At 71.5% G+C, this 20,927-nt stretch carries 12 protein-coding genes; 7 read left to right on the top strand and 5 right to left on the bottom strand.

Features of this window, described 5'->3' with window-relative positions:
- Positions 1 to 55 precede the first annotated feature (55 nt).
- Positions 56 to 898 (bottom strand): class I SAM-dependent methyltransferase, encoded by an 843-nt coding sequence (locus tag FY030_RS08555; RefSeq protein WP_158061143.1) that lies wholly within the window; start codon positions 896 to 898, stop codon positions 56 to 58.
- A 175-nt stretch (positions 899 to 1,073) separates the two neighbouring features.
- Here FY030_RS08555 and rpsA point away from each other — a divergent pair, with 175 nt between their 5' ends.
- The 3 genes from rpsA to uvrB all read left to right on the top strand — a co-directional run bounded on the left by rpsA (position 1,074) and on the right by uvrB (position 7,311).
- A complete protein-coding gene (gene rpsA, locus FY030_RS08550; protein WP_158061142.1) occupies positions 1,074 to 2,528 on the top strand; it encodes a 30S ribosomal protein S1 in 1,455 nt (484 codons plus the stop codon).
- Between the two features lie 81 nt (positions 2,529 to 2,609).
- Positions 2,610 to 5,126 carry an aminopeptidase N gene (pepN, locus tag FY030_RS08545; RefSeq protein ID WP_158061141.1) on the top strand — a complete coding sequence of 839 codons (2,517 nt, stop codon included), beginning with the start codon at positions 2,610 to 2,612 and terminating at the stop codon, positions 5,124 to 5,126.
- 79 nt (positions 5,127 to 5,205) lie between these two features.
- On the top strand, positions 5,206 to 7,311 hold the full coding sequence (gene uvrB / locus FY030_RS08540) for an excinuclease ABC subunit UvrB (protein WP_158061140.1): 2,106 nt from the start codon (positions 5,206 to 5,208) through the stop codon (positions 7,309 to 7,311).
- A 35-nt stretch (positions 7,312 to 7,346) separates the two neighbouring features.
- Here the strand turns inward: uvrB and FY030_RS08535 are convergent, their stop codons facing one another.
- From FY030_RS08535 to gltB, 4 genes are read right to left on the bottom strand one after another with little or no spacing between them, the layout of a single operon-like run.
- Positions 7,347 to 8,261 carry an EamA family transporter gene (locus FY030_RS08535; RefSeq protein WP_192498540.1) on the bottom strand — a complete coding sequence of 305 codons (915 nt, stop codon included), beginning with the start codon at positions 8,259 to 8,261 and terminating at the stop codon, positions 7,347 to 7,349.
- A complete protein-coding gene (locus FY030_RS08530; protein WP_158061138.1) occupies positions 8,258 to 8,941 on the bottom strand; it encodes an MBL fold metallo-hydrolase in 684 nt (227 codons plus the stop codon). The genes FY030_RS08535 and FY030_RS08530 overlap by 4 nt, the downstream gene beginning before the upstream one ends.
- A gap of 48 nt (positions 8,942 to 8,989) precedes the next feature.
- A complete protein-coding gene (locus tag FY030_RS08525; RefSeq protein WP_158061137.1) occupies positions 8,990 to 10,450 on the bottom strand; it encodes a glutamate synthase subunit beta in 1,461 nt (486 codons plus the stop codon).
- Entirely contained in the window at positions 10,443 to 15,047 is a 4,605-nt protein-coding gene (gene gltB, locus FY030_RS08520; RefSeq protein ID WP_158061136.1) for a glutamate synthase large subunit, read from the bottom strand. Before gltB ends, FY030_RS08525 begins: the two co-directional genes overlap by 8 nt.
- A gap of 186 nt (positions 15,048 to 15,233) precedes the next feature.
- Here gltB and FY030_RS16375 point away from each other — a divergent pair, with 186 nt between their 5' ends.
- The 4 genes from FY030_RS16375 (at position 15,234) to uvrC (ending at position 20,875) form a co-directional block, all read left to right on the top strand.
- On the top strand, positions 15,234 to 15,404 hold the full coding sequence (locus tag FY030_RS16375) for a hypothetical protein (RefSeq protein ID WP_192498539.1): 171 nt from the start codon (positions 15,234 to 15,236) through the stop codon (positions 15,402 to 15,404).
- Positions 15,405 to 15,526: 122 nt separating this feature from the next.
- Positions 15,527 to 18,514, top strand: coding sequence for an excinuclease ABC subunit UvrA (gene uvrA, locus FY030_RS08515; protein WP_420371850.1), 2,988 nt, complete (start codon positions 15,527 to 15,529; stop codon positions 18,512 to 18,514).
- Positions 18,511 to 18,966, top strand: coding sequence for a Rieske (2Fe-2S) protein (locus FY030_RS08510; RefSeq protein WP_158061135.1), 456 nt, complete (start codon positions 18,511 to 18,513; stop codon positions 18,964 to 18,966). The genes uvrA and FY030_RS08510 overlap by 4 nt, the downstream gene beginning before the upstream one ends.
- Positions 18,959 to 20,875: an excinuclease ABC subunit UvrC gene (gene uvrC, locus FY030_RS08505; protein WP_158061134.1), complete on the top strand. Its 1,917-nt coding sequence runs from the start codon at positions 18,959 to 18,961 to the stop codon at positions 20,873 to 20,875. The genes FY030_RS08510 and uvrC overlap by 8 nt, the downstream gene beginning before the upstream one ends.
- Positions 20,876 to 20,927: the final 52 nt, after the last annotated feature.

Here is a 20,927-nt window from a genome sequence, read left to right as displayed (position 1 = left end):
GCACCGGAGTGTGTCCGGATCGTGATGTTGCGTCGCCGGGGTGATGATCGGGGGGTCAGGGGTGCCGCGCGAGGAAGATGGCGGTCCCCGGCACCAGTTCCCCGCGGGTGCGACTCCAACCGCCCCAGACGTGGTCGCGACCCGCGGGCCAGGGTGGCTCGACGAGGTCCTCCAGGACCAGACCGGAGGCGACCACCGCACGGACGAGGTCGCCGACAGTCCGGTGGTGCTCGGCATACGTCGCGAGCCCGTCCTGGGTCTCCTCGACGTAGGCCCGGCGGTCGAAGTAGGAGTGGCGCACGACCAGTCCCTCCGGTCCAGGCACGTCGGGCAGCGACCAGCGGAACGGGTGGGGCAGGGAGAAGACGCACCGCCCCCCGGGGCGCAGCACCCGGGCCCACTCCCGCAGCGCCTGCTCGGCCTCGGGGACGAAGGCCAGCACCCCGTGGGCGGTGAGCACCAGGTCGAAGGAGGCGTCTGCCAGCGGCAGCCGTGCCCCGTCACACTGCAGGTATGCGGCCGGGCCGGCCGACGGCATACCCGCGGCCGCGTCCCGGGCGTCGACGCGGCGGGCCACCCGCAGCATGCCGGCGGACAGGTCGCTGGCCAGGACCCGGGCCCCCTGCCGCGCGCACCAGCGTCCGCCCTGAGCCGCGCCGGCGCCGACCTCGAGCACGTCGGCCCCGGCGAGGTCACCGAGCAGGCCCAGGTCGGCCTCGGTCCAGCCCTCCGGTCCCCACACCAGGTCGGCGTCGCCGAGGAAGCCGCCGTGCTCGGCGTAGTAGTCCTCGGCCTCGGCGTCCCACCAGGCCCGGTCGGCCCGTACCGTCTCCTCGTGGTCCGCAGGACGCCGGGTGACCCGGTCGGGGGTCGGGGGAGTGGTCGAGGAGGAGCTCACGGTCCTAGTCTGGGGGCTCGGGCGCCGCTTTGACCTGGGTGGTCAGCGCCGGTTAGGCTGTCAGGGCGCGTTTCGTGCGCTGTCGGCTGCCCCGAATCGGGGGCCGACGCGGCGCCGCGCACGCGCATCATCCACATCGTCCATACACTGTGTCCACAATCGGAGCCCCTACTACATGACTGCAACCACGGCCGAGAGGGCCATCTCCCAGATCGCTGTCAACGACATCGGGTCTGAGGAGGAACTGCTCGCGGCGATCGACGCCACGATCAAGAACTTCAACGACGGAGACATCGTCGAGGGGGTCATCGTCAAGGTCGACCGGGACGAGGTCCTGCTCGACATCGGCTACAAGACCGAGGGTGTCATCCCCTCGCGCGAGCTGGCCATCAAGCACGACGTCGACCCCTCCGAGGTCGTCAGCGTCGGCGACGAGGTCGAAGCCCTGGTCCTCCAGAAGGAGGACAAGGAGGGCCGGCTGATCCTGTCGAAGAAGCGCGCCCAGTACGAGCGCGCCTGGGGCTCCATCGAGCAGATCAAGGAGGAGGACGGCGTCGTCACCGGCACCGTCATCGAGGTCGTCAAGGGTGGCCTCATCCTCGACATCGGCCTGCGCGGCTTCCTGCCCGCCTCCCTGGTCGAGATGCGTCGCGTCCGCGACCTGCAGCCTTATGTCGGCAAGCAGATCGAGGCCAAGATCATCGAGCTGGACAAGAACCGCAACAACGTGGTCCTGTCCCGCCGCGCGTGGCTTGAGCAGACCCAGTCCGAGGTCCGCACGACCTTCCTCAAGGAGCTGCAGAAGGGTCAGGTGCGCTCCGGCGTCGTCTCCAGCATCGTCAACTTCGGTGCCTTCGTCGACCTTGGTGGCGGCGTGGACGGCCTGGTGCACGTCTCCGAGCTGTCCTGGAAGCACATCGACCACCCGGGCGAGGTCGTCGAGGTCGGTGACGAGGTCACCGTGGAGGTGCTGGACGTCGACATGGACCGCGAGCGCGTCTCGCTGTCGCTGAAGGCGACCCTTGAGGACCCGTGGCAGACCTTCGCCCGCACCCACGCCATCGGCCAGGTCGTGCCGGGCAAGGTCACCAAGCTGGTGCCCTTCGGTGCCTTCGTCCGCGTCGAGGACGGCATCGAGGGCCTGGTCCACATCTCCGAGCTGGCCGAGCGCCACGTGGAGCTGCCGGAACAGATCGTCACCGTCGGTGGCGAGGTCTTCGTCAAGGTCATCGACATCGACCTGGAGCGCCGCCGCATCTCGCTGTCGCTCAAGCAGGCCAACGACGCCGTGGCCCAGGAGTTCGACCCGACCCTGTACGGCATGGCCGCCGAGTACGACGAGGAGGGGAACTACAAGTACCCCGAGGGCTTCGACCCGGAGACCAACGAGTGGCTCGACGGCTTCGAGGCTCAGCGCGAGAAGTGGGAGAAGGAGTACGCCGACGCCCACGCCCGCTGGGAGGCCCACAAGGCCCAGGTCGAGGCGGCCACCGAGGCCGACTCCTCCGCCGGTGTCGAGGTCGCGCCGTCCGCGTCCACCTACTCCAGCGAGACCCCGGAGGACGCCGGCGGCACGCTGGCCTCCGACGAGGCGCTCGCGGCGCTGCGAGAGAAGCTGACCGGCGCCTGATCGTAGGCCCCAACGGCCTAGGCCCGTCCACCCCCTGGGTGGGCGGGCCTTCGCCGTCCCCCTGGGGTTAGGGTCGGCAGGGTGTCCCTCACCCTCGTCGACGCCCGTGCCCGCTCCCAGGTCGTCTCCGGCGCCGCCTACCAGATCCACCTCGACCTCACCGGTGACGAGCACTTCCTGGCCACCACTACGGTGACCTTCGCCGCCCCGCCCGGGACGTCCACCTTCCTGGACCTGCAGCGGGCCCTCGATGTCGAGGTGGAGCTCAACGGGCGCCCGCTCGGGCCTCGCTGCTACCGGGACGACCAGGTGCACCTCACCGACCTGGCAGCGCACAACACCGCGGTCGTCACCGCCCGGATGCCCTACGTCACCGACGGCGACGGGATGCACCGTTTCGTCGATCCGAGCGACGGCGCGGTCTACCTGGGCTGCTACGGGGGGATGGACGTCAACCGCCGGGTCTTCGCCTGCTTCGACCAGCCTGACCTCAAGGCACCGGTCACGGTCGCGGTCCGGGCCAGGCCGGGCGCCACGGTGCTGTCGAACGGCAGACCGGAGCAGGTGCCCGACGTGACGGACGGCGGCGCGCCGACGTCTTGGGTGTTCGCGACCACACCGCCGCTGTCGACCTACCTCGTCACGGTGTGCGCCGGCCCGTGGGCGAGCCGCACCTGGGAGCACGACGGGCGCCCCTTCGGCTGGCACGCCCGCGCCTCGCTGGCCGCCGACCTCGACCGGGACCTGCCGATGCTGCGGGAGCAGACTGTGTCCGCCTACGACTGGTACGCCCAGCGCTTCGACGAGCCCTACCCCTTCGACTCCTACGACCAGATCTTCGTCCCCGGCCACAACTGGGGCGCGATGGAGAACCCCGGGTGCGTCAGCTACCGCGACGAGCTGCTCCCCCAGGGCACGACGCCGGCCGTGCTGGCGCGCCAACGGGCGATGACGATCGCGCACGAGATGGCGCACATGTGGTTCGGCGACCTGGTGACCTTCCGTTGGTGGGAGGACACCTGGCTCAATGAGTCGTTCGCCGACTACCTCGGCTTCGTCGTCGCCGGCGCCACCGGCGCGGCGCCAGGGGCGCTGGCGGAGTTCGACCTGGGCCGCAAGGCGGGTGGGTATGCCGCGGACGCCCGCCCGTCCACGCACCCGGTCGCGCCCCGGCCGGAGGACGTGCCGGACGTCGACTCGGCGTTCAACAACTTCGACCCCATCTCCTACGCCAAGGGCAACTCCACCCTGCGCCAGCTGGCCTTCTGGCTGGGGGAGGAGACGTTCTTCGCCGGGGTGAACCGGCACCTGACCGGCGCGCGGTTCGGCACCGCCTCGCTGGACGACTTCGTCGCTTCGCTGCAGTCAGTCACCGACCGGGACGTCACCGGCTGGGTGGAGGCCTGGCTGCGGGTGCCGGGGACCGACGTCCTCCAGCTCACGCGGCCGGGGGCAGAGGCGGGCGTGGGCGGCGCCGGGGCCAGGGGCCGGGAGGGGCTGACGCTGCGGCTGGTCCCGGGGGTCGACGAGCGGTCCGGCTCCTCCGCCGCCGCCCGGCGCCCGCACCGGGTGCGGGTGAGCGGGTATGCCGTCTCGGGAGACCAGGTCGAGCGGGCGTGGGAGCAGGTGGTCGATCTCTCGCCCGGGCAGGCCATGGTGCGGCTGGCGCCCGCCGACCTGGTGGTGCCGAACAGCACCGGGGACACCTTCGCCCGGATCGCCCTGGACTCGGGGACCCTCGACCGGGTGCTGCAGGTGCTCGGGCGGGTGCCGGATGAGCACCGGCGGGTGATCCTGTGGTCGGCCCTGCTCGAACTGGCGGCCCGGGGGGAGATCACGCCGGCGGTGCTGGTGCGGGCGGTCGAGCACCACCTGCCTGGGGAAGGGACTGACTTCGTCGTGGCCCACGTTCTCAGCCGGTCCGCCGCGGTGGTGCGGCAGGTGACGCCGGCGGGCGAGGTGGGGGAGCTGCTGGAGCGCCTGGGGCAGGTGGCGCTCGTCCTGCTGGGTGCCGCGCAGGTGGCCACCGCCGTGGCCCAGACCGCGGTGTCCGTGGGTGCCGGGGCACTGCACGACGTGGACCTGCTCCTCGGTTGGCTCGAGGTGGGCGCCGGCCATGGTCCGCTGTCCCAGGAGGAGCGCTGGGAGGTGCTCCGCCGCCTCGCCGAGCTCGGTGCCGACACCACACAGCTGCTCACCGCGGAGCAGGAGCGGGACCCGTCGGCCGCGGGCCAACTGGCCGCGCTGGCGGTCGCGGCGGCCCGGCCCGAGCCGTCGACCAAGGCGCAGGCCCTGGCCAGGATGGCCGACGACGCGGTGAGTAACCGGGAGATCGGCGCCCTGGCCCGAGGGTTATGGTCGGCCGAGCAGCGCGACCTGGTCGACCCGCTGGTGGCTGACTACCTGCGCACGATGGCCCCCGTTGCCCGGCGGGGCCAGGCGCTCGGGCTCGTCGTCGGCCGTGCGGCCCCCGGCTTCCGCTGGACCCTCGCCCAGCAGGCCGACCTGGAGCGGGCCTTGGGCGAGGACACCCTGCCGCCGGTGCTGGCCCGCACCTGGGCCGACGTCCTGCACGACCAGCGCCGACTCGGCGGCTGAGCGCTCACGGGACACCTTCGACGAGCGTCGTGGACGCTGCGGGAAGGGTCTGTCAGGTCTCGGCGTTAGCGTGGGTGCTATGAGACCCGTCACCGATCTGCAGCGCGCAGTGCACCCGTTCCGGGTCGAGTCCGACTTCTCCCCCAGCGGGGACCAGCCCGGGGCGATCGCCGACCTCGCGACCCGGATCAACGCCGGCCAGCAGGACGTGGTGCTGCTTGGCGCCACCGGCACCGGCAAGTCGGCCACCACCGCGTGGCTCGTGGAGCAGGTGCAGCGGCCGACGCTGATCATGGCTCCGAACAAGACGCTGGCCGCACAGCTGGCCAACGAGTTCCGCGAGCTGCTCCCGCACAACGCGGTCGAGTATTTCGTCAGCTACTACGACTATTACCAACCCGAGGCCTACGTCCCGCAGTCCGACACCTACATCGAGAAGGACTCCTCGGTCAACGACGAGGTGGAGCGGCTGCGGCACTCGGCGACCAACAGCCTGCTCACCCGGCGTGACGTCGTCGTGGTCGCTTCGGTGTCCTGCATCTACGGCCTGGGCACGCCGCAGGAGTATGTCGACCGGATGGTCCGCCTGCGCGTCGGCGACACCATCGAGCGGGACGGTCTGCTGCGCCAGTTCGTCACCATGCAGTACGCCCGCAATGACGCCTCGTTCACCCGCGGCACCTTCCGGGTGCGTGGCGACACCGTAGAGATCATCCCGCAGTACGAGGAGCTCGCGGTGCGGATCGAGTTCTTCGGCGACGAGGTCGACCGGCTCTACACCCTGCACCCGCTCACCGGCGAGGTGGTCCGCGAGGAGCAGGAGATGTACGTCTTCCCCGCCTCCCACTACGTCGCCGGACCAGAGCGGATGGAGCGGGCGGTCGCCGGGATCGAGGCCGAGCTCGCCGAGCAGCTGGAGAGCTTCGAGCGCCAGGGAAAGCTGCTGGAGGCCCAGCGGCTGCGGATGCGGACCACCTACGACATCGAGATGATGCGCCAGGTCGGCTCCTGCTCCGGGATCGAGAACTACTCGCGGCACATCGACGGGCGAGGACCAGGCAGCGCCCCCAACTGCCTGCTTGACTACTTCCCGGAGGACTTCCTGCTCGTCATCGACGAGTCGCACGTGACCGTGCCGCAGATCGGCGCCATGTACGAGGGCGACATGTCCCGCAAGCGCACACTGGTCGAGCACGGCTTCCGCCTGCCCAGCGCCATGGACAACCGGCCGCTGAAGTGGGAGGAGTTCCTGGAGCGGATCGGCCAGACCGTCTACCTGTCCGCCACGCCCGGTGACTACGAGATGGCCAAGGCCGACGGCGTGGTGGAGCAGATCATCCGCCCCACCGGCCTGATCGACCCCGAGGTCGTGCTCAAGCCGACCAAGGGCCAGATCGATGACCTGCTGCACGAGATCAGCGCGCGGGCCGAGCGCAACGAGCGGGTGCTGGTCACCACGTTGACCAAGAAGATGGCCGAAGACCTGACCGACTACCTGCTCGACAAGGGTGTGCGGGTGCGCTACCTGCACTCCGAGGTCGACACCCTGCGCCGGGTGGAGCTGCTGCGCGAGCTGCGCCTGGGGGAGTACGACGTGCTGGTCGGCATCAACCTGCTTCGCGAGGGGCTGGACCTGCCTGAGGTCTCCCTGGTGAGCATCCTGGACGCCGACAAGGAGGGCTTCCTGCGCTCGGCCCGCTCGCTGATCCAGACGATCGGCCGCGCCGCGCGTAACGTCTCGGGGCAGGTGCACATGTATGCCGACACGGTCACCCCCTCGATGCAGGAGGCGATCGACGAGACCAACCGCCGCCGCGAGCGGCAGGTGGCCTACAACACGGCCCACGGCATCGACCCCACCCCGCTGCGCAAGCGGATCGCGGACATCACCGACCTGCTGGAGCGCGAGGACGCCGACACCGAGGCCCTCATGGGCAGCGGGCGTTCTCAGTCCCGGGGCCGGGGACGGGGGCGGGGCGCCGCGGCCGCCGTCGGCACCACGGTCCTGGATCGGCGTGCCACCGACGACATGCCGGCGACCGAGCTGGCCACGCTCATCCACGAGCTGTCCGATCAGATGCACCAGGCCGCGACCGACCTGCACTTCGAGCTGGCGGCCCGCCTGCGTGATGAGATTTCCGAGCTGAAGAAGGAGCTGCGGCAGATGCGGGAGGCGACCGGCTGACCAGGCTCTGAGCGTTGCCTTGGCAGGGCCCGGCGTCAGGCCGCCTCGGCGGGGTCGGGGGCCCTGGCCTGGCCCCGTCTTCGGCCCCGGCCCAGGACGAGGATGCTGGCGAGCACGACGAGCGCCATCCCGGCCAGCTGCAGCGGCTGCAGGACCTGCCCCAGCACCACCAGCCCGGCCAGCGCCGCGGCGGCCGGCTCCAGGCTGAGCAGCACCCCGAAGGTGCCGGAGGCCAGGTGGCGCAGGGCCATCAGCTCCAGGCTGTAGGGAATCGCCGAGGACAGCAGCGCGATGCCTAGTCCGCGCAGCAGCGCATCGGGAGTGAGCAGGGCCATGCCGGCCGTGGCCAGACCGAGCGGCAGGGTCGCCACGGCACCGATCGCCATGCAGATCGCGATGCCGTCCAGGCCGCCGAACCGGGCGCCGGTGCGCCGGCTGAGCACGATGTAGGCGGCCCAGCAGGCGCCTGCCGCCGCGGCCAGGCCGATCCCGACCAGGTCCAGCTCCGCCCAGGGCGTGGTCAGCGCCTCGGAGATGAGAAAGACACCGACGAGGGCCGCCGCGACCGCGGCCAGGTCCCGGGCCCGCTTTGAGGTGGCCGCGGCCAGAGCGAGCGGGCCAAGGAACTCGATGGTCACCGCCACGCCGATCGGCAGCCGGGTGAGGCTGGCGTAGAAGCTGAGGTTCATCAGGGTCAGGGCGGCGGCGAAGAGCGAGACGACCAGCCAGTCGGCCCGGCTCCGGCCGCGCAGGCGCGGCCGGACGAAGAGCCACAGCACCGCGGCCGCGAGCGTGAGCCGCAGCGTCACTGACCCCAGCACGCCGACCAGCGGCAGCAGGGTGACCGCCAGGGCGCCACCGAACTGGACCGAGACGACGGCCAGCAGGACCAGGACGACGGGATGCACCGGGGGTCGGGCGACGCCACCGGCCTGGGGGAGGGGTCTCACCAACCGCGGGCCCGCCACTGGGGCAGCTGGCCCCGCTCGGCGCCGAGCGTGGTGTTGTCGCCGTGTCCCGGCAGGACGACGGCGTGGTCGGCATACACGGCGAACACCCGCTCCTCCAGGTCGCCCATGAGGGTGCTGAAGTCCTCGGGGGTCTGGGTCTTGCCCGGCCCGCCGGGGAAGAGGGAGTCGCCGGTGAACAGCAGGGTGCTCTCCTGGTCCGCAGCGGTGGACAGGGCCAGGGCCACGGACCCGGGGGTGTGACCCCGCAGGCTGATGATGTCGAGCACCATGTTGCCGACCCGGAGCAGGCCACCGTCACCGAGCCGGACGTCCACCGGCACCGGCAGGTCGTCGGCGTCGGCCACCCCGGCGAGGGTCCGGGCGCCGGTGGCCTGCACGACCTGAGCCAGGGCCCGGTGGTGGTCCCAGTGGCTGTGGGTGGTGAGCACCTGGCCGAGCTCGGTGGTGCCGTCGTCCTCCCGGAGCAGCTCCAGGATCCGGTCTGCGTCGTCGGCGGCGTCCACCAGCAGCCGCTCACCGGTCGTGGTGCAGGTGATGAGGTAGACGTTGTTGTCCATGTCCGAGACGGAGATCTTGCGGACGCGGGCCGGTCCGAGGTCCACGGACCAGCCCGGTCCCCCCGGCTCGACGTGGCCGGCGGTCTGCTCGCGGGTGCTCATGCCCGCGAGTCTACGAGGGGCCGGGTCGAGCCCCTGACCACTGACACGTCAGACCGTCAGCGGCCGGTCGGTGGGCCGGATCGGCGCGGGCAGCGTGGTGCGGCCGGACAGGTACCGGTCGACGGCGGCGGCACAGGCCCGCCCCTCGGCGATCGCCCACACGATGAGGGACTGGCCGCGGCCGCAGTCCCCTGCGGCGAAGACGCCGTCCAGGGGGGTGGCGAAGGAGCCGTCCCGCTCGTAGGTGTTGGCCCGGGTGCGGGGGAGCTCGACGGCGGGGGCCGCGGTCTGGTCGGGGCCGACGAAACCCATCGCCAGCAGCACGAGCTGGGCGGGGATCTCCCGCTCGGTCCCCTCGGTGGGCACGAAGCGGCCGTCGAGGAAGGCACCGTCGACCATCGTCAGCCCGCGCACCCGGCCCTGCCCGTCGTCGAGCACCTCCACGGTGGAGACGCCGTAGGTGCGCTTGCCGCCCTCCTCGTGCGCCTCGGTCACCTTGTAGAGGAGAGGGTAGGTCGGCCAGGGCTGGTGCGCGGGCCGCTCGGTCGGGGGCGTGGGCATGATCTCCAGCTGCAGCACCGAGCGGGCACCCTGCCGATGCGCCGTGCCCAGGCAGTCGGCGCCGGTGTCGCCACCGCCGATGATGACCACATCCTTGCCCTCGGCGTCGATCCCGCGGGGCCCGCCCAGCGCCTCCCGGTTGGCGGGGACCAGGTAGTCCATCGCGGGGTGCACGCCCTCGAGGGCGGCGCCGGGCACCTGCAACGTGCGGGGCACGGTCGACCCGGTCGCCAGGACCACCGCGTCGAATCGCTCCCGCAGCTGGGCCAGCGATGGGTCGTCCGGCCCGTCACCGCCGACCGTGACCCCGGTGACGAAGCGGATGCCCTCGCCGCGCAGCTGGACCAGCCGCCGGTCCACCACCGACTTCTCCAGCTTGAACTCGGGGATGCCGTAGCGCAACAGGCCGCCCACGGCGTCAGACCGCTCGTGGACCACCACGGTGTGCCCTGCCCGGGACAGCTGCTGGGCGGCGGCCAGCCCGGCCGGCCCGGAGCCGACGACCGCGACGGTCCTGCCGCTGAGCCACTCCGGCTCCTGCGGGGTGACGCGACCGTTGGCGAAGGCGCGGTCGATGATCGAGACCTCGATCGCCTTGATCATGACCGGTGGCTCGTTGATGCCTAGCACGCACGCCGTCTCGCACGGGGCGGGGCAGAGGCGACCGGTGAACTCGGGGAAGTTGTTGGTCGCGTGGAGGCGCTCGATGGCGTCGGCGAAGTTGGCGCGGCGGGTGTGGTCGTTCCACTCCGGGATGAGGTTGCCCAGCGGGCAGCCCTGGTGGCAGAAGGGGATGCCGCAGTCCATGCAGCGCCCCGCCTGCCGGCGCAGGACGTCGGTGCCTTGCTCGCCGTGCACCTCCTTCCAGTCCTGGATGCGGACCGGAACGGGACGGCTCGGCCGGTCCTCCCGCTGACGGTGGGTCAGGAAGCCGTGCGGGTCAGCCATGGGAGTCCTCCAGGATTCGTTGCCAGGCGTGCGGGCCGTTGGGGTCCTCGCCCCGTTCCTCGGCCTCGTGCCGGATGCGCAGCACGCTCGCGTACTGCCGCGGGGTGATGACGGTGAACCGGCCGGTCCAGCCGTCGTCGGCGAGCAGCGCCTCGGCGACGGTGCTGCCGGTGAGCTCGCGGTGCTCGAGCAGCAGCAGGCGCACCAGGTCGATGTCGGCCTGGGACGAGCTGCCCAGGGGCGAGAGCGCCAGGTCCCCGTTGGCCCGGGCGAGGGGGTTGACCAGGTCTGGGTCCAGGTCGAGCAGGTATGCGGTGCCGCCGGACATCCCGGCGCCCAGGTTGCGCCCGGTGGGGCCGAGCACCAGCGCCGTGCCGCCGGTCATGTACTCCAGGGCGTGGTCGCCGACGCCCTCCACGACCGCGGTCGCGCCCGAGTTGCGCACGCAGAAGCGCTCGCCGACGGTGCCGCGGACGTTGACCTGCCCCGACGTCGCGCCGTAGCAGATGACATTGCCGGCGATGACGTGGTCCCGGGGGCCGGCGCTCACGTAGGGGGCCCCGTCCGGGGGACGCACCACGATCCGCCCACCGGAGAGGCCCTTGCCGACGAAGTCGTTGGCGTCGCCGACCAGGCGCAGCGTGACGCCCCGGGGCAGGAAGGCCCCCAGCGACTGCCCGGCCGAGCCGACCAGGGTGAGGTCGATCGTCCCGTCCGGCAGGCCCCCGGGCCCCGCCGCTCGGGTCACGTGGTGCCCCAGGAGGGTGCCGACGGTGCGGTTGACGTTGCTCACGGGAACCGTGCCTCGGACAGGTGTGCCGTCGGTCAGGGCCGGGGCAGCCAGCTCCACCAGCCGATGGTCCAGGGCCGCTTCCAGTCCGTGGTCCTGGCTGGTCGTGCACCGCAACGACGCACCCGCCGGCACCTGGGCTCGATGCAGGACGGGGGAGAGATCCAGCCCCGCGGCCTTCCAGTGCTCGACGGCAGCCCCGGTGTCGAGCAGGTCGGCTCGTCCGATGACCTCCTCCAGGCTGCGGTAGCCCAGCTCGGCCAGGTACTCGCGCACCTGCTGGGCGAGGAACTCGAAGAACGTCACGATGTACTCGGCCCGCCCGGTGTAGCGCTGGCGCAGTTCGGGGTTCTGAGTCGCCACGCCCACCGGGCAGGTGTCGAGGTGGCAGACGCGCATCATCACGCAACCGGACACGACGAGGGGCGCGGTGGCGAAGCCGAACTCCTCGGCGCCGAGCAGGGCCGCGACGAGCACGTCCCGCCCGGTCTTGAGCTGCCCGTCGCACTGGACCACGATCCGGTCGCGCAGGCCGTTGACGAGCAGGGTCTGTTGGGTCTCGGCCAGCCCCAGCTCCCACGGCGTCCCCGCGTGCTTGAGCGAGGTCAACGGGCTGGCCCCGGTGCCGCCGTCGTGTCCGGAGACAAGGACGACGTCGGCCTTGGCCTTCGCCACTCCGGCCGCGACCGTGCCCACCCCGACCTGGCTGACCAGCTTGACGTGGATGCGGGCGTGCGGGTTGGCGTTCTTCAGGTCGTGGATGAGCTGCTTGATGTCCTCGATGGAGTAGATGTCGTGGTGCGGGGGCGGGGAGATCAGCCCGACCCCCGGGGTCGAGTGCCGGGTCCGGGCCACCCACGGGTAGACCTTGCCCGGCGGCAGCTGCCCGCCCTCGCCCGGCTTGGCGCCCTGCGCCATCTTGATCTGGATGTCGTCGGCATGTACCAGGTAGGCAGAGGTGACCCCGAACCGGCCGGAGGCGACCTGCTTGATCGCCGACCGGCGCTCCGGGTCCAGCAGCCGCTCCACGTCCTCTCCGCCCTCGCCGGTGTTGGACTTGCCGCCCAGCCGGTTCATCGCGATCGCCAGGGTCTCGTGGGCCTCCTGCGAGATCGAGCCGTAGCTCATCGCCCCGGTCGCGAACCTCTTGACGATCTCGCTCACCGGCTCGACCTCGTCGATGTCGACCGGCTCCCGGTCGGGACGCAGGCAGAACAGCCCACGCAAGGTCATCAGCTCGCCCGCCTGCTCGTCCACCAGGTCGGTGTACTGCCGGAAGATGTCCTCGCGGCGCTCGCGGGTGGCGTGCTGGAGACGGAAGACGGCCTCCGGGCTGAACAGGTGGGGCGGGCCCTCGCGGCGCCATTGGTACTCGCCCCCGATCTCCAGGGTGCGGTGGTAGGGCGGGATGCCCGAGCGCGGGTAGGCACGCTCGTGCCGGTGCGCCACCTCCTCGGCGACGACGTCCAGCCCGATGCCGTCGATCTGGCTGGTGGTGCCGGGGAAGTGCCGGGCCACCAGGTCGCGGGACAGGCCCACCGCCTCGAAGGTCTGCGCGCCGCGGTAGGAGGCGATGGTGGAGATGCCCATCTTGGACATCACCTTCAGCACGCCCTTGCCGAGGGCGGTGATGAGGTTGCGGATCGCCACGTCCGGGTCCAGCCCGTCCAGGACCTGCCCGGCCGAGCACAGGTTCTCCACGGTCTCCATGGCCAGGTAGGGGTTGACCGCAGCCGCGCCGTAGGCCACGAGGGTCGCGACGTGGTGCACCTCGCGCACGTCGCCCGCCTCGACGAGCAGCCCGACCCGGGTGCGGGTGTTGCCCGCCACCAGGTGGTGGTGGACGGCGCTGGTGAGCAGCAGCGAGGGGATGGGGGCCAGCTCGCGGTCGGCGTGCCGGTCTGAGAGGACCACGAAGAAGGCGCCGGCGGCGACCGCCGCGTCGACCTCGGCGCAGATCTCCGCCAGCCGCGCGGCCAGGGCCGGTGCGCCCCCGTCAACGCGGTAGAGCCCGCGGACGACGGTCGCCCCGAGGTCGGCGTGCCCAACCTCGGCGTCGATGCGCCGCAGCTTGGCCAGCTGGTCGTTGTCGATGACCGGGAACGGCAGGACCACCTGCCGGGCGTGCTGCGGGGTCTCGCTGAGCAGGTTCGGCTCCGGCCCCGTCGAGGTCACCAGGGAGGTGACGACCTCCTCGCGGATCGCGTCGAGGGGCGGGTTGGTCACCTGCGCGAACGCCTCGACGAAGTAGTCGAAGAGCAGCCGCGGCCGCTCCGAGAGCACGGCGATGGGGGTGTCTGTGCCCATCGCGCCGAGCGGCTCCTGGCCGCTCTGGGCCATCGGGGCGAGCAGGATGCGCAGCTCTTCCTCGGTGTAGCCGAAGATCTGCTGACGCCGGGCGACGGAGGCATGGGTATGCCGCACGTGGACCCGTTCCGGCAGGTCGCCCAGGTGCACGAGGTGCTCGTCGAGCCACTCGCGGTAGGGCGCGCGGGCGGCGAGCCCGTCCTTGACCTCCTCGTCGGGCACGATGCGGCCCTCGGCGAGGTCGACGAGGAACATCCGCCCTGGGGCGACCCGACCCTTGCGGGCGACCTGCTCCTCGGGGATGTCCAGCAGACCGGTCTCCGAGCCCAGCACCACCAGCCCGTCGGTGGTCACCCAGTAGCGCGAGGGCCGTAGACCGTTGCGGTCCAGCACCGCCCCCACCTGGGTGCCGTCGGTAAAGACGAGGTTGGCGGGTCCGTCCCACGGCTCCATGAGCATGGAGTGGTACTCGTAGAACGCCCGCAGCGCCGGGTCCATCCCGGCGGCGTTCTCCCACGCCTCCGGGATCATCATCCGGACCGCGTGCGGCAGTGACCGGCCGGAGAGGGCCAGCAGCTCCAGCACCTCATCGAAGGTGGCCGAGTCGCTGGCGTCGGGGGTGCAGATCGGCAGCACGTCGGCGAGTGCCTCGCTGCCACCGGGGAAGAGCTCGCTCGCCAGCTGCGACTGCCGGGCGGTCATCCAGTTGCGGTTGCCGCGGACCGTGTTGATCTCGCCGTTGTGGGCGATCAGCCGGTAGGGGTGCGCCAGCGGCCAGGAGGGGAAGGTGTTGGTGGAAAACCGGGAGTGGACCACGGCCAGCGCGCTCGCGTAGCGCTCGTCGCCCAGGTCGGAGAAGTAGGCGGGGAGCTGCTCGGTGGTGAGCATCCCCTTGTAGGTGAGGGTGCGGGTGGACAGCGAGACCGGGTATGCCGTGGTCGCTCGCTCGATCCGCTTGCGGCACAGCCAGACCCGGCGCTCCAGCTGCAGGCCCTCCTCGAGCCGGCCGTCCGGCGCGGGCTGGGCGGCCACCACCAGCTGGCGCATGACCGGCATCACCGACCGCGCGGTCGGGCCGACGAGGCGGCTGTCCACCGGCACCTCGCGCCAGCCCAGGGTGCGCAGGCCGCTGTCAGCGACGATCTGCTCGACCCGGGCGGCCACCTCGTCGGCGGTGCCGTCCGCGGGCAGGAAGACCATGCCGACGGCATACTGGCCGGGGGCCGGCAGCTCGAACGGCAGCACGACGCGCAGGAAGGCGTCCGGCACCTGGGTGAGGATCCCCGCCCCGTCACCGGTGTCGACCTCCGAGCCGACGGCGCCGCGGTGGTCCAGGTTGTGCAGCGCGGTCAGGGCTTGGCGCACGACCTCGTGCCGGGGGACGCCGTCGAGCCGGGCCACGAAGGCGACGCCACAGGCGTCGTGCTCGTGCCGGCCGTCGTACAGGCCCTGCGGGGGTGCGCCGGGCACAGGGCGGAGCGCAGCGGGGGTCTCGGGCATAGGAGCACCGTTCTGACAGGCACCGTGGGGCGCGGGGTGGGCGCGCGGGACAACGGCGACCCGCAGAGTTATGTGGGAGGCAGCATACATATGCACTCCCCGGTGGGGAAGGGGCGGAGGCAGATTCGCACGGGCCTCGACGATCGCGGGCGTCTAGCATGGAGCCACCACAACGGAAGGATCGTCATGACGAACTCACCCGAGACCAGCCCGCCCACGAACTCACCCGATGCCACCCCGCCGAACATCTCCGACGTGGCCGCGGAGTCGCCGGAGGAATCGGTGGAGAAGGAGCGGGGCGCCACTGAAGAGTTCCTGGACACCGGTGACTCCGTCCCGGAGGACGACTCCCTGTAGTCCTGCCGCGGGCGCCGTGGGGGTGAGGGCTGGACCGTGGTGGGCCGGTAGCCCAGCCGCGGCGGTTGCGGGCAGCCCGCGGACACGCAAGATGTGTCGGTGGGGGGACTTACAGTGGATGTGTGCAGTCTTCGTCCCTCCCCACTCCCGTGCCAGGACCTCGTCACGACCGTCTGGTGGTGCAGGGGGCCCGTGAGCACAACCTCAAGGACGTCTCGGTCGACATCCCCCGCGACGCCCTCGTGGTGTTCACCGGGCTGTCTGGCTCGGGCAAGTCCTCCCTCGCCTTCGACACCATCTTCGCCGAGGGGCAGCGCCGCTACGTCGAGTCCCTCTCCGCCTATGCGCGCATGTTCCTGGGCCAGATGGACAAGCCCGACGTCGACTTCATCGAAGGCCTGTCCCCGGCGGTCTCCATCGACCAGAAGTCGACCAACCGCAACCCGCGCTCGACCGTCGGCACGATCACCGAGGTCCACGACTACCTGCGCCTGCTCTACGCCCGCGTCGGTCGTCCGCACTGCCACGTCTGCGGGGAGCCGGTCGAGCGGCAGACCCCCCAACAGATCGTCGACCGGCTGCTGGAGTTGCCGTCCGGCACCCGCTTCCAGTTGCTGGCGCCGGTCGTCCGGGGCCGCAAGGGCGAGTTCGTCGACCTCTTCTCCGAGCTGCAGGCCAAGGGCTTCGCGCGTGCCCGGGTGGACGGTGAGCCGGTGCAGCTGACCGACCCGCCGACCTTGGAGAAGCAGCGCAAGCACAGCATCGAGGTGGTCGTCGACCGGCTCGTCGCCAAGCCGGGGGAGCCGAGCGACGACGGTGCACCGACCGTGGACCGTGCCTATGCCCGGCGGCTCACCGACTCGGTCGAGACCGCCCTGTCCCTGGCCGGGGGCATCGTGGTCGCCGAGTTCGTCGACGTGCCCGCCGCGGGGGATGAGCCGGGCAGCCGGGCCCTGCCGGTGGACGCCGCCGGTGTCGAGCTGCCGCGCGAGCGTCGGTTCTCCGAGCGGATGGCCTGCCCCAACGAGCACCCCCTCTCCATCGACGAGGTCGAGCCGCGCTCGTTCTCCTTCAACAGCCCCTTCGGCGCCTGCCCGGAGTGCACCGGCATCGGCGTGGAACTGGAGGTGGACCCCGAGCTGGTGGTCCGCGAGGATCAGAGCATCCTCGCCGGCGCCATCGTTGCCTGGTCCACCGCCAGTGGCGGCCTCAGCGACTACTTCCTGCGGGTGCTCGGCGGGCTCGCCGACGATCTCGACTTCCGCCTGGACGTGCCCTGGCAGGCCCTGCCCGGGCGGGCCAAGGACGCGATCCTGCAGGGCTACAAGCACAAGGTGCACGTGCGCTACCGCAACCGGTTCGGCCGGGAGCGCAGCTACTCCACCGGCTTCGAGGGCGTCATCCCCTACATCAAGCGCAAGCACGGGGAGACCGAGTCCGACAGCAGTCGGGAACGCTACGAGGGCTACATGCGCCAGGTGCCGTGCCCGGCGTGCAAGGGCGCCCGGCTCAAGCCAGAGATCCTGGCGATCCTCGTCGGCGGCCGGAGCATCGCCGAGGTCAGCGCGATGTCGATCGATGAGTGCGCCGAGTTCCTCGCCCAGGTGCAGTACACCCCCCGCGAGGCTGCTATCGCGGCCCAGGTGAGCCGCGAGATCGCGGCCCGGCTGGGTTTCCTGCTGGACGTCGGTCTGGACTACCTGTCCCTGGACCGCCCGGCTGGCACCCTGTCCGGCGGCGAGGCGCAGCGGATCCGGCTGGCCACCCAGATCGGCTCGGGTCTGGTCGGGGTGCTCTACGTCCTCGACGAGCCGAGCATCGGGCTGCACCAGCGGGACAACCATCGGCTCATCGAGACCCTGACCCGCCTGCGGGACCTCGGCAATACGCTTATCGTCGTCGAGCACGACGAGGACACCATCGCCACCGCCGACTGGGTCGTCGACATCGGGCCAGGGGCGGGTGAACACGGCGGCCACGTCGTGCACAGCGGCTCCGTCAGGGACCTGCTCTCCCACCCGACCTCCCTGACCGGCCAGTACCTCTCCGGTCGCAAGGCCATCCCGCTGCCGGAGGCGCGGCGCCCGCAGGACGGTCGCGCGGTGGCCGTGCGCGGTGCCCGGGAGAACAACCTGCAGGACACCGATGTGAGCTTCCCGTTGAGCAACCTGGTGGCGATCACCGGGGTCAGTGGCTCGGGCAAGTCCACGCTGGTCAACGACATCCTCTACAAGGTGCTGGCCAACCAGCTCAACGGGGCCCGGCACGTCCCGGGGCGGCACCGGCGGGTGGACGGGCTGGACCAGCTGGACAAGGTGGTGCACGTCGACCAGAGCCCGATCGGCCGCACCCCCCGCAGCAACCCGGCGACCTACACCGGCCTGTTCGACCACATCCGCAAGCTGTTCGCCACCACGACCGAGGCCAAAGTCCGCGGCTACCTGCCGGGCCGGTTCAGCTTCAACGTCAAGGGCGGGCGCTGCGAGGCCTGCTCCGGCGACGGCACGTTGAAGATCGAGATGAACTTCCTGCCTGACGTGTACGTGCCCTGCGAGGTGTGCCACGGTCGCCGCTACAACCGGGAGACGCTCGAGGTGCACTTCAAGGGCCGGACCATCGCCGACGTCCTCGACATGCCGATCGAGGAGGCCGCCGACTTCTTCGCCGCCGTGCCGGTGATCAGCCGGCACCTGAGCACGCTCAACCAGGTCGGGCTGGGGTATGTGCGCCTGGGCCAGCCGGCCACGACCCTGTCCGGTGGTGAGGCCCAGCGGGTCAAGCTCGCCGCCGAGCTGCAGAAGCGCTCCACCGGGCGCACCATCTACGTCCTGGACGAGCCCACGACCGGGCTGCACTTCGAGGACATCCGGCGGCTGCTCGCAGTGCTGCAGGGCCTGGTCGACAAGGGGAACACGGTCCTGGTCATCGAGCACAACCTCGACGTGATCAAGTCGGCCGACTGGATCGTCGACATGGGCCCGGAAGGTGGCCGGGGCGGTGGCACTGTCGTCGTCGAAGGCACGCCCGAGCAGGTGGCCCGGCACGCCGGCAGCCACACCGGCCGGTTCCTGTCCCCCATCCTCGATGTCAACCGCAGGTCCACGGCATGAGCCCCGTGAGCCCCGTGAGCCCCGTGAGCACGGAGGCGTTGCTACCCCGCCCCACCCGGCGTGCTGTGCTCGGGTGCGCGGCCGGGGCCGCCGCCATCCTTTCTGCCTGCGGAGGTGACCGCGACGCGTCCACGCCGACGGTGGAGGCCGACGGCGCGGTGCGGGTGCCCCTGGCCGACACCCCGGTCGGTGGCTCGACCTACTACCCCGGCGCCTCGGCACGCATCGTCGTGACCCAGCCCAGCGAGGGCAGGTGGCTCGCCTACGACGCCACCTGCACCCACGAGGGCTGCATGACCTCCGCCACCGACGACGACGGCAACCTGGTCTGCCCCTGCCACGGCAGCGTCTTCGACCCGGCCAGCGGCGAGCCGGTCGCCGGCCCCGCGCAGGAGCCGCTGGCCACCTTGGCCGTCGAGGTGGACGGGGAGGACCTGCTGATCCGTGGCTAGCCCCGCGTCCTACCGCCCCCGCACCGGGGAGATCCCCACGGAGCCGGGGGTCTACCGCTTCCGCGACCAGCACGACCGCGTCATCTACGTGGGCAAGGCCAGCAACCTGCGCTCCCGTTTGTCCTCCTACTTCCAGGACCTGTCCGCGCTGCACCCGCGCACCCGGCAGATGGTCACCACCGGGGCCAGGGTCGAGTGGACCGTGGTGCGCAACGAGGTCGAGGCGCTGCAGCTGGAGTACTCCTGGATCAAGGAGTTCGACCCCCGGTTCAACGTCAAGTACCGCGACGACAAGTCCTACCCGTACCTGGCCGTGACGATGGGTGAGGAGCACCCCCGCGCCCAGGTGATGCGGGGAAAGAAGCGGACCGGCACCCGCTACTTCGGCCCCTACACCCACGCCTGGGCGATCCGGGAGACCCTGGACACCCTGTTGCGGGTCTTCCCGCTGCGCACGTGCTCCGCCGGTGTCTTCCGCCGGGCCCAGCAGGTGGGGCGCCCGTGCCTGCTCGGCTACATCGACAAGTGCTCCGCCCCGTGCGTGGGCCGGGTCAGTGCCGATGAGCACCGGGGCATTGCCGAAGACTTCTGCGACTTCATGGCCGGTGACACCGCCCGCTTTGTGCGCAGGCTCGAGACGCAGATGCGGCAGGCGGCGGCCGAGCTGGACTTCGAGACCGCGGCCCGGCTGCGCGACGACGTGGGTGCCCTGACCCGCGCGCTGGAGCGCTCGGCGGTGGTCCTGCCTGACAGCACCGACGCCGACGTCTTTGCCCTGGCCGACGACGAGCTCGAGGTCGCGGTACAGGTCTTCCACGTCCGGGGTGGGCGGGTCCGCGGCCAGCGGGGCTGGGTCAGCGAGAAGGGCGCCGAGGACATGGGCTCGATCGTCGAGCACCTGCTGCAGCAGGTCTATGGCCCGGAGCGCGGCGAGGTCGTGCCGCGGGAGGTGCTGGTCCCGGTGCTGCCCGAGGGGCATGAGGAGCTGGAGATCTGGCTGTCCGGGCTGCGCGGATCACGTGTGCGGGTGCGCATCCCTCAGCGCGGTGACAAGAAGACCCTCATGCAGACGGTCGGGCGCAACGCAGAGCAGGCGCTGGCCCGGCACAAGATCACCCGCTCAGGCGACCTGACCCTGCGCTCGCAGGCTCTGCAGGAGCTGCATGAGACCTTGGAGCTGGACGACGCTCCGCTGCGCATCGAGTCCTTCGACATCAGCCACGTCCAGGGCAGCGACGTAGTCGGCTCGATGGTGGTCTTCGAGGACGGCCTGGCGCGCAAGAGCGAGTACCGCCGGTTCATCGTCCGACAGGGCACCGGTGACGACACGGCCGCGATGCACGAGGTGCTCACCCGCCGCTTCCGCCACCTGGTCCAAGCGCCTACGCCCACGCCCACGCAGGACGACGGGCGGCCGTCGAAGTTCGCCTACCCGCCCAACCTGGTCGTCGTCGACGGCGGCCTGCCGCAGGTCCGGGCCGCCCAGCAGGCCCTGTCCGACCTGGGCATCACCGATGTGGCTGTCGTTGGCCTGGCCAAACGCCTGGAGGAGGTGTGGCTGCCCGACCAGGAGTACCCCGTCGTCCTGCCCCGCTCCAGCGAGGCGCTCTACCTGCTGCAGCGGGTCCGCGACGAGGCCCACCGGTTCGCCAACGCCTTCCATCGCCAGCGCCGCTCCCGAAGCATGACGGTCAGCGCACTGGACGGCATACCCGGCCTGGGCCCGGCCCGGCAAAAGGCGCTGCTGCGCCACTTCGGCTCGGTCAAGGCGCTGCGGGCGGCCGACCTGACCCAGCTGCAGGAGGTGCCCGGGGTCGGGCCGGCGCTCGCGCAGACGGTGCTGGCCAGGCTGCGCGACGAGCAACCCGGTCCGGCGGTTAACCTGAGCACGGGCGAGGTGCTCGACTGACCCGCTGGTCCCGCCACGGGCAGCACCCGCCCGACGACGGGACGGAGCCCAC

Origin of the sequence: Ornithinimicrobium pratense, from assembly GCF_008843165.1 — a bacterium.
GTDB lineage: Bacteria > Actinomycetota > Actinomycetes > Actinomycetales > Dermatophilaceae > Ornithinicoccus > Ornithinicoccus pratensis.
The sequence above is the reverse complement of the archived record's forward strand: the minus strand, read 5'-3'. Positions and strand labels throughout refer to the sequence as shown.

Excerpts from the sequence above, each read along its gene's own strand:
- rpsA (WP_158061142.1), top strand. The coding sequence starts at position 1,074 with ATGACTGCAACCACGGCCGAGAGGGCCATCTCCCAGATCGCTGTCAAC.
- uvrB (WP_158061140.1), top strand. The coding sequence starts at position 5,206 with ATGAGACCCGTCACCGATCTGCAGCGCGCAGTGCACCCGTTCCGGGTC.
- FY030_RS08530 (WP_158061138.1), bottom strand. The coding sequence starts at position 8,941 with ATGAGCACCCGCGAGCAGACCGCCGGCCACGTCGAGCCGGGGGGACCG.
- FY030_RS08525 (WP_158061137.1), bottom strand. The coding sequence starts at position 10,450 with ATGGCTGACCCGCACGGCTTCCTGACCCACCGTCAGCGGGAGGACCGG.
- gltB (WP_158061136.1), bottom strand. The coding sequence starts at position 15,047 with ATGCCCGAGACCCCCGCTGCGCTCCGCCCTGTGCCCGGCGCACCCCCG.
- FY030_RS16375 (WP_192498539.1), top strand. The coding sequence starts at position 15,234 with ATGACGAACTCACCCGAGACCAGCCCGCCCACGAACTCACCCGATGCC.
- FY030_RS08510 (WP_158061135.1), top strand. The coding sequence starts at position 18,511 with ATGAGCCCCGTGAGCCCCGTGAGCCCCGTGAGCACGGAGGCGTTGCTA.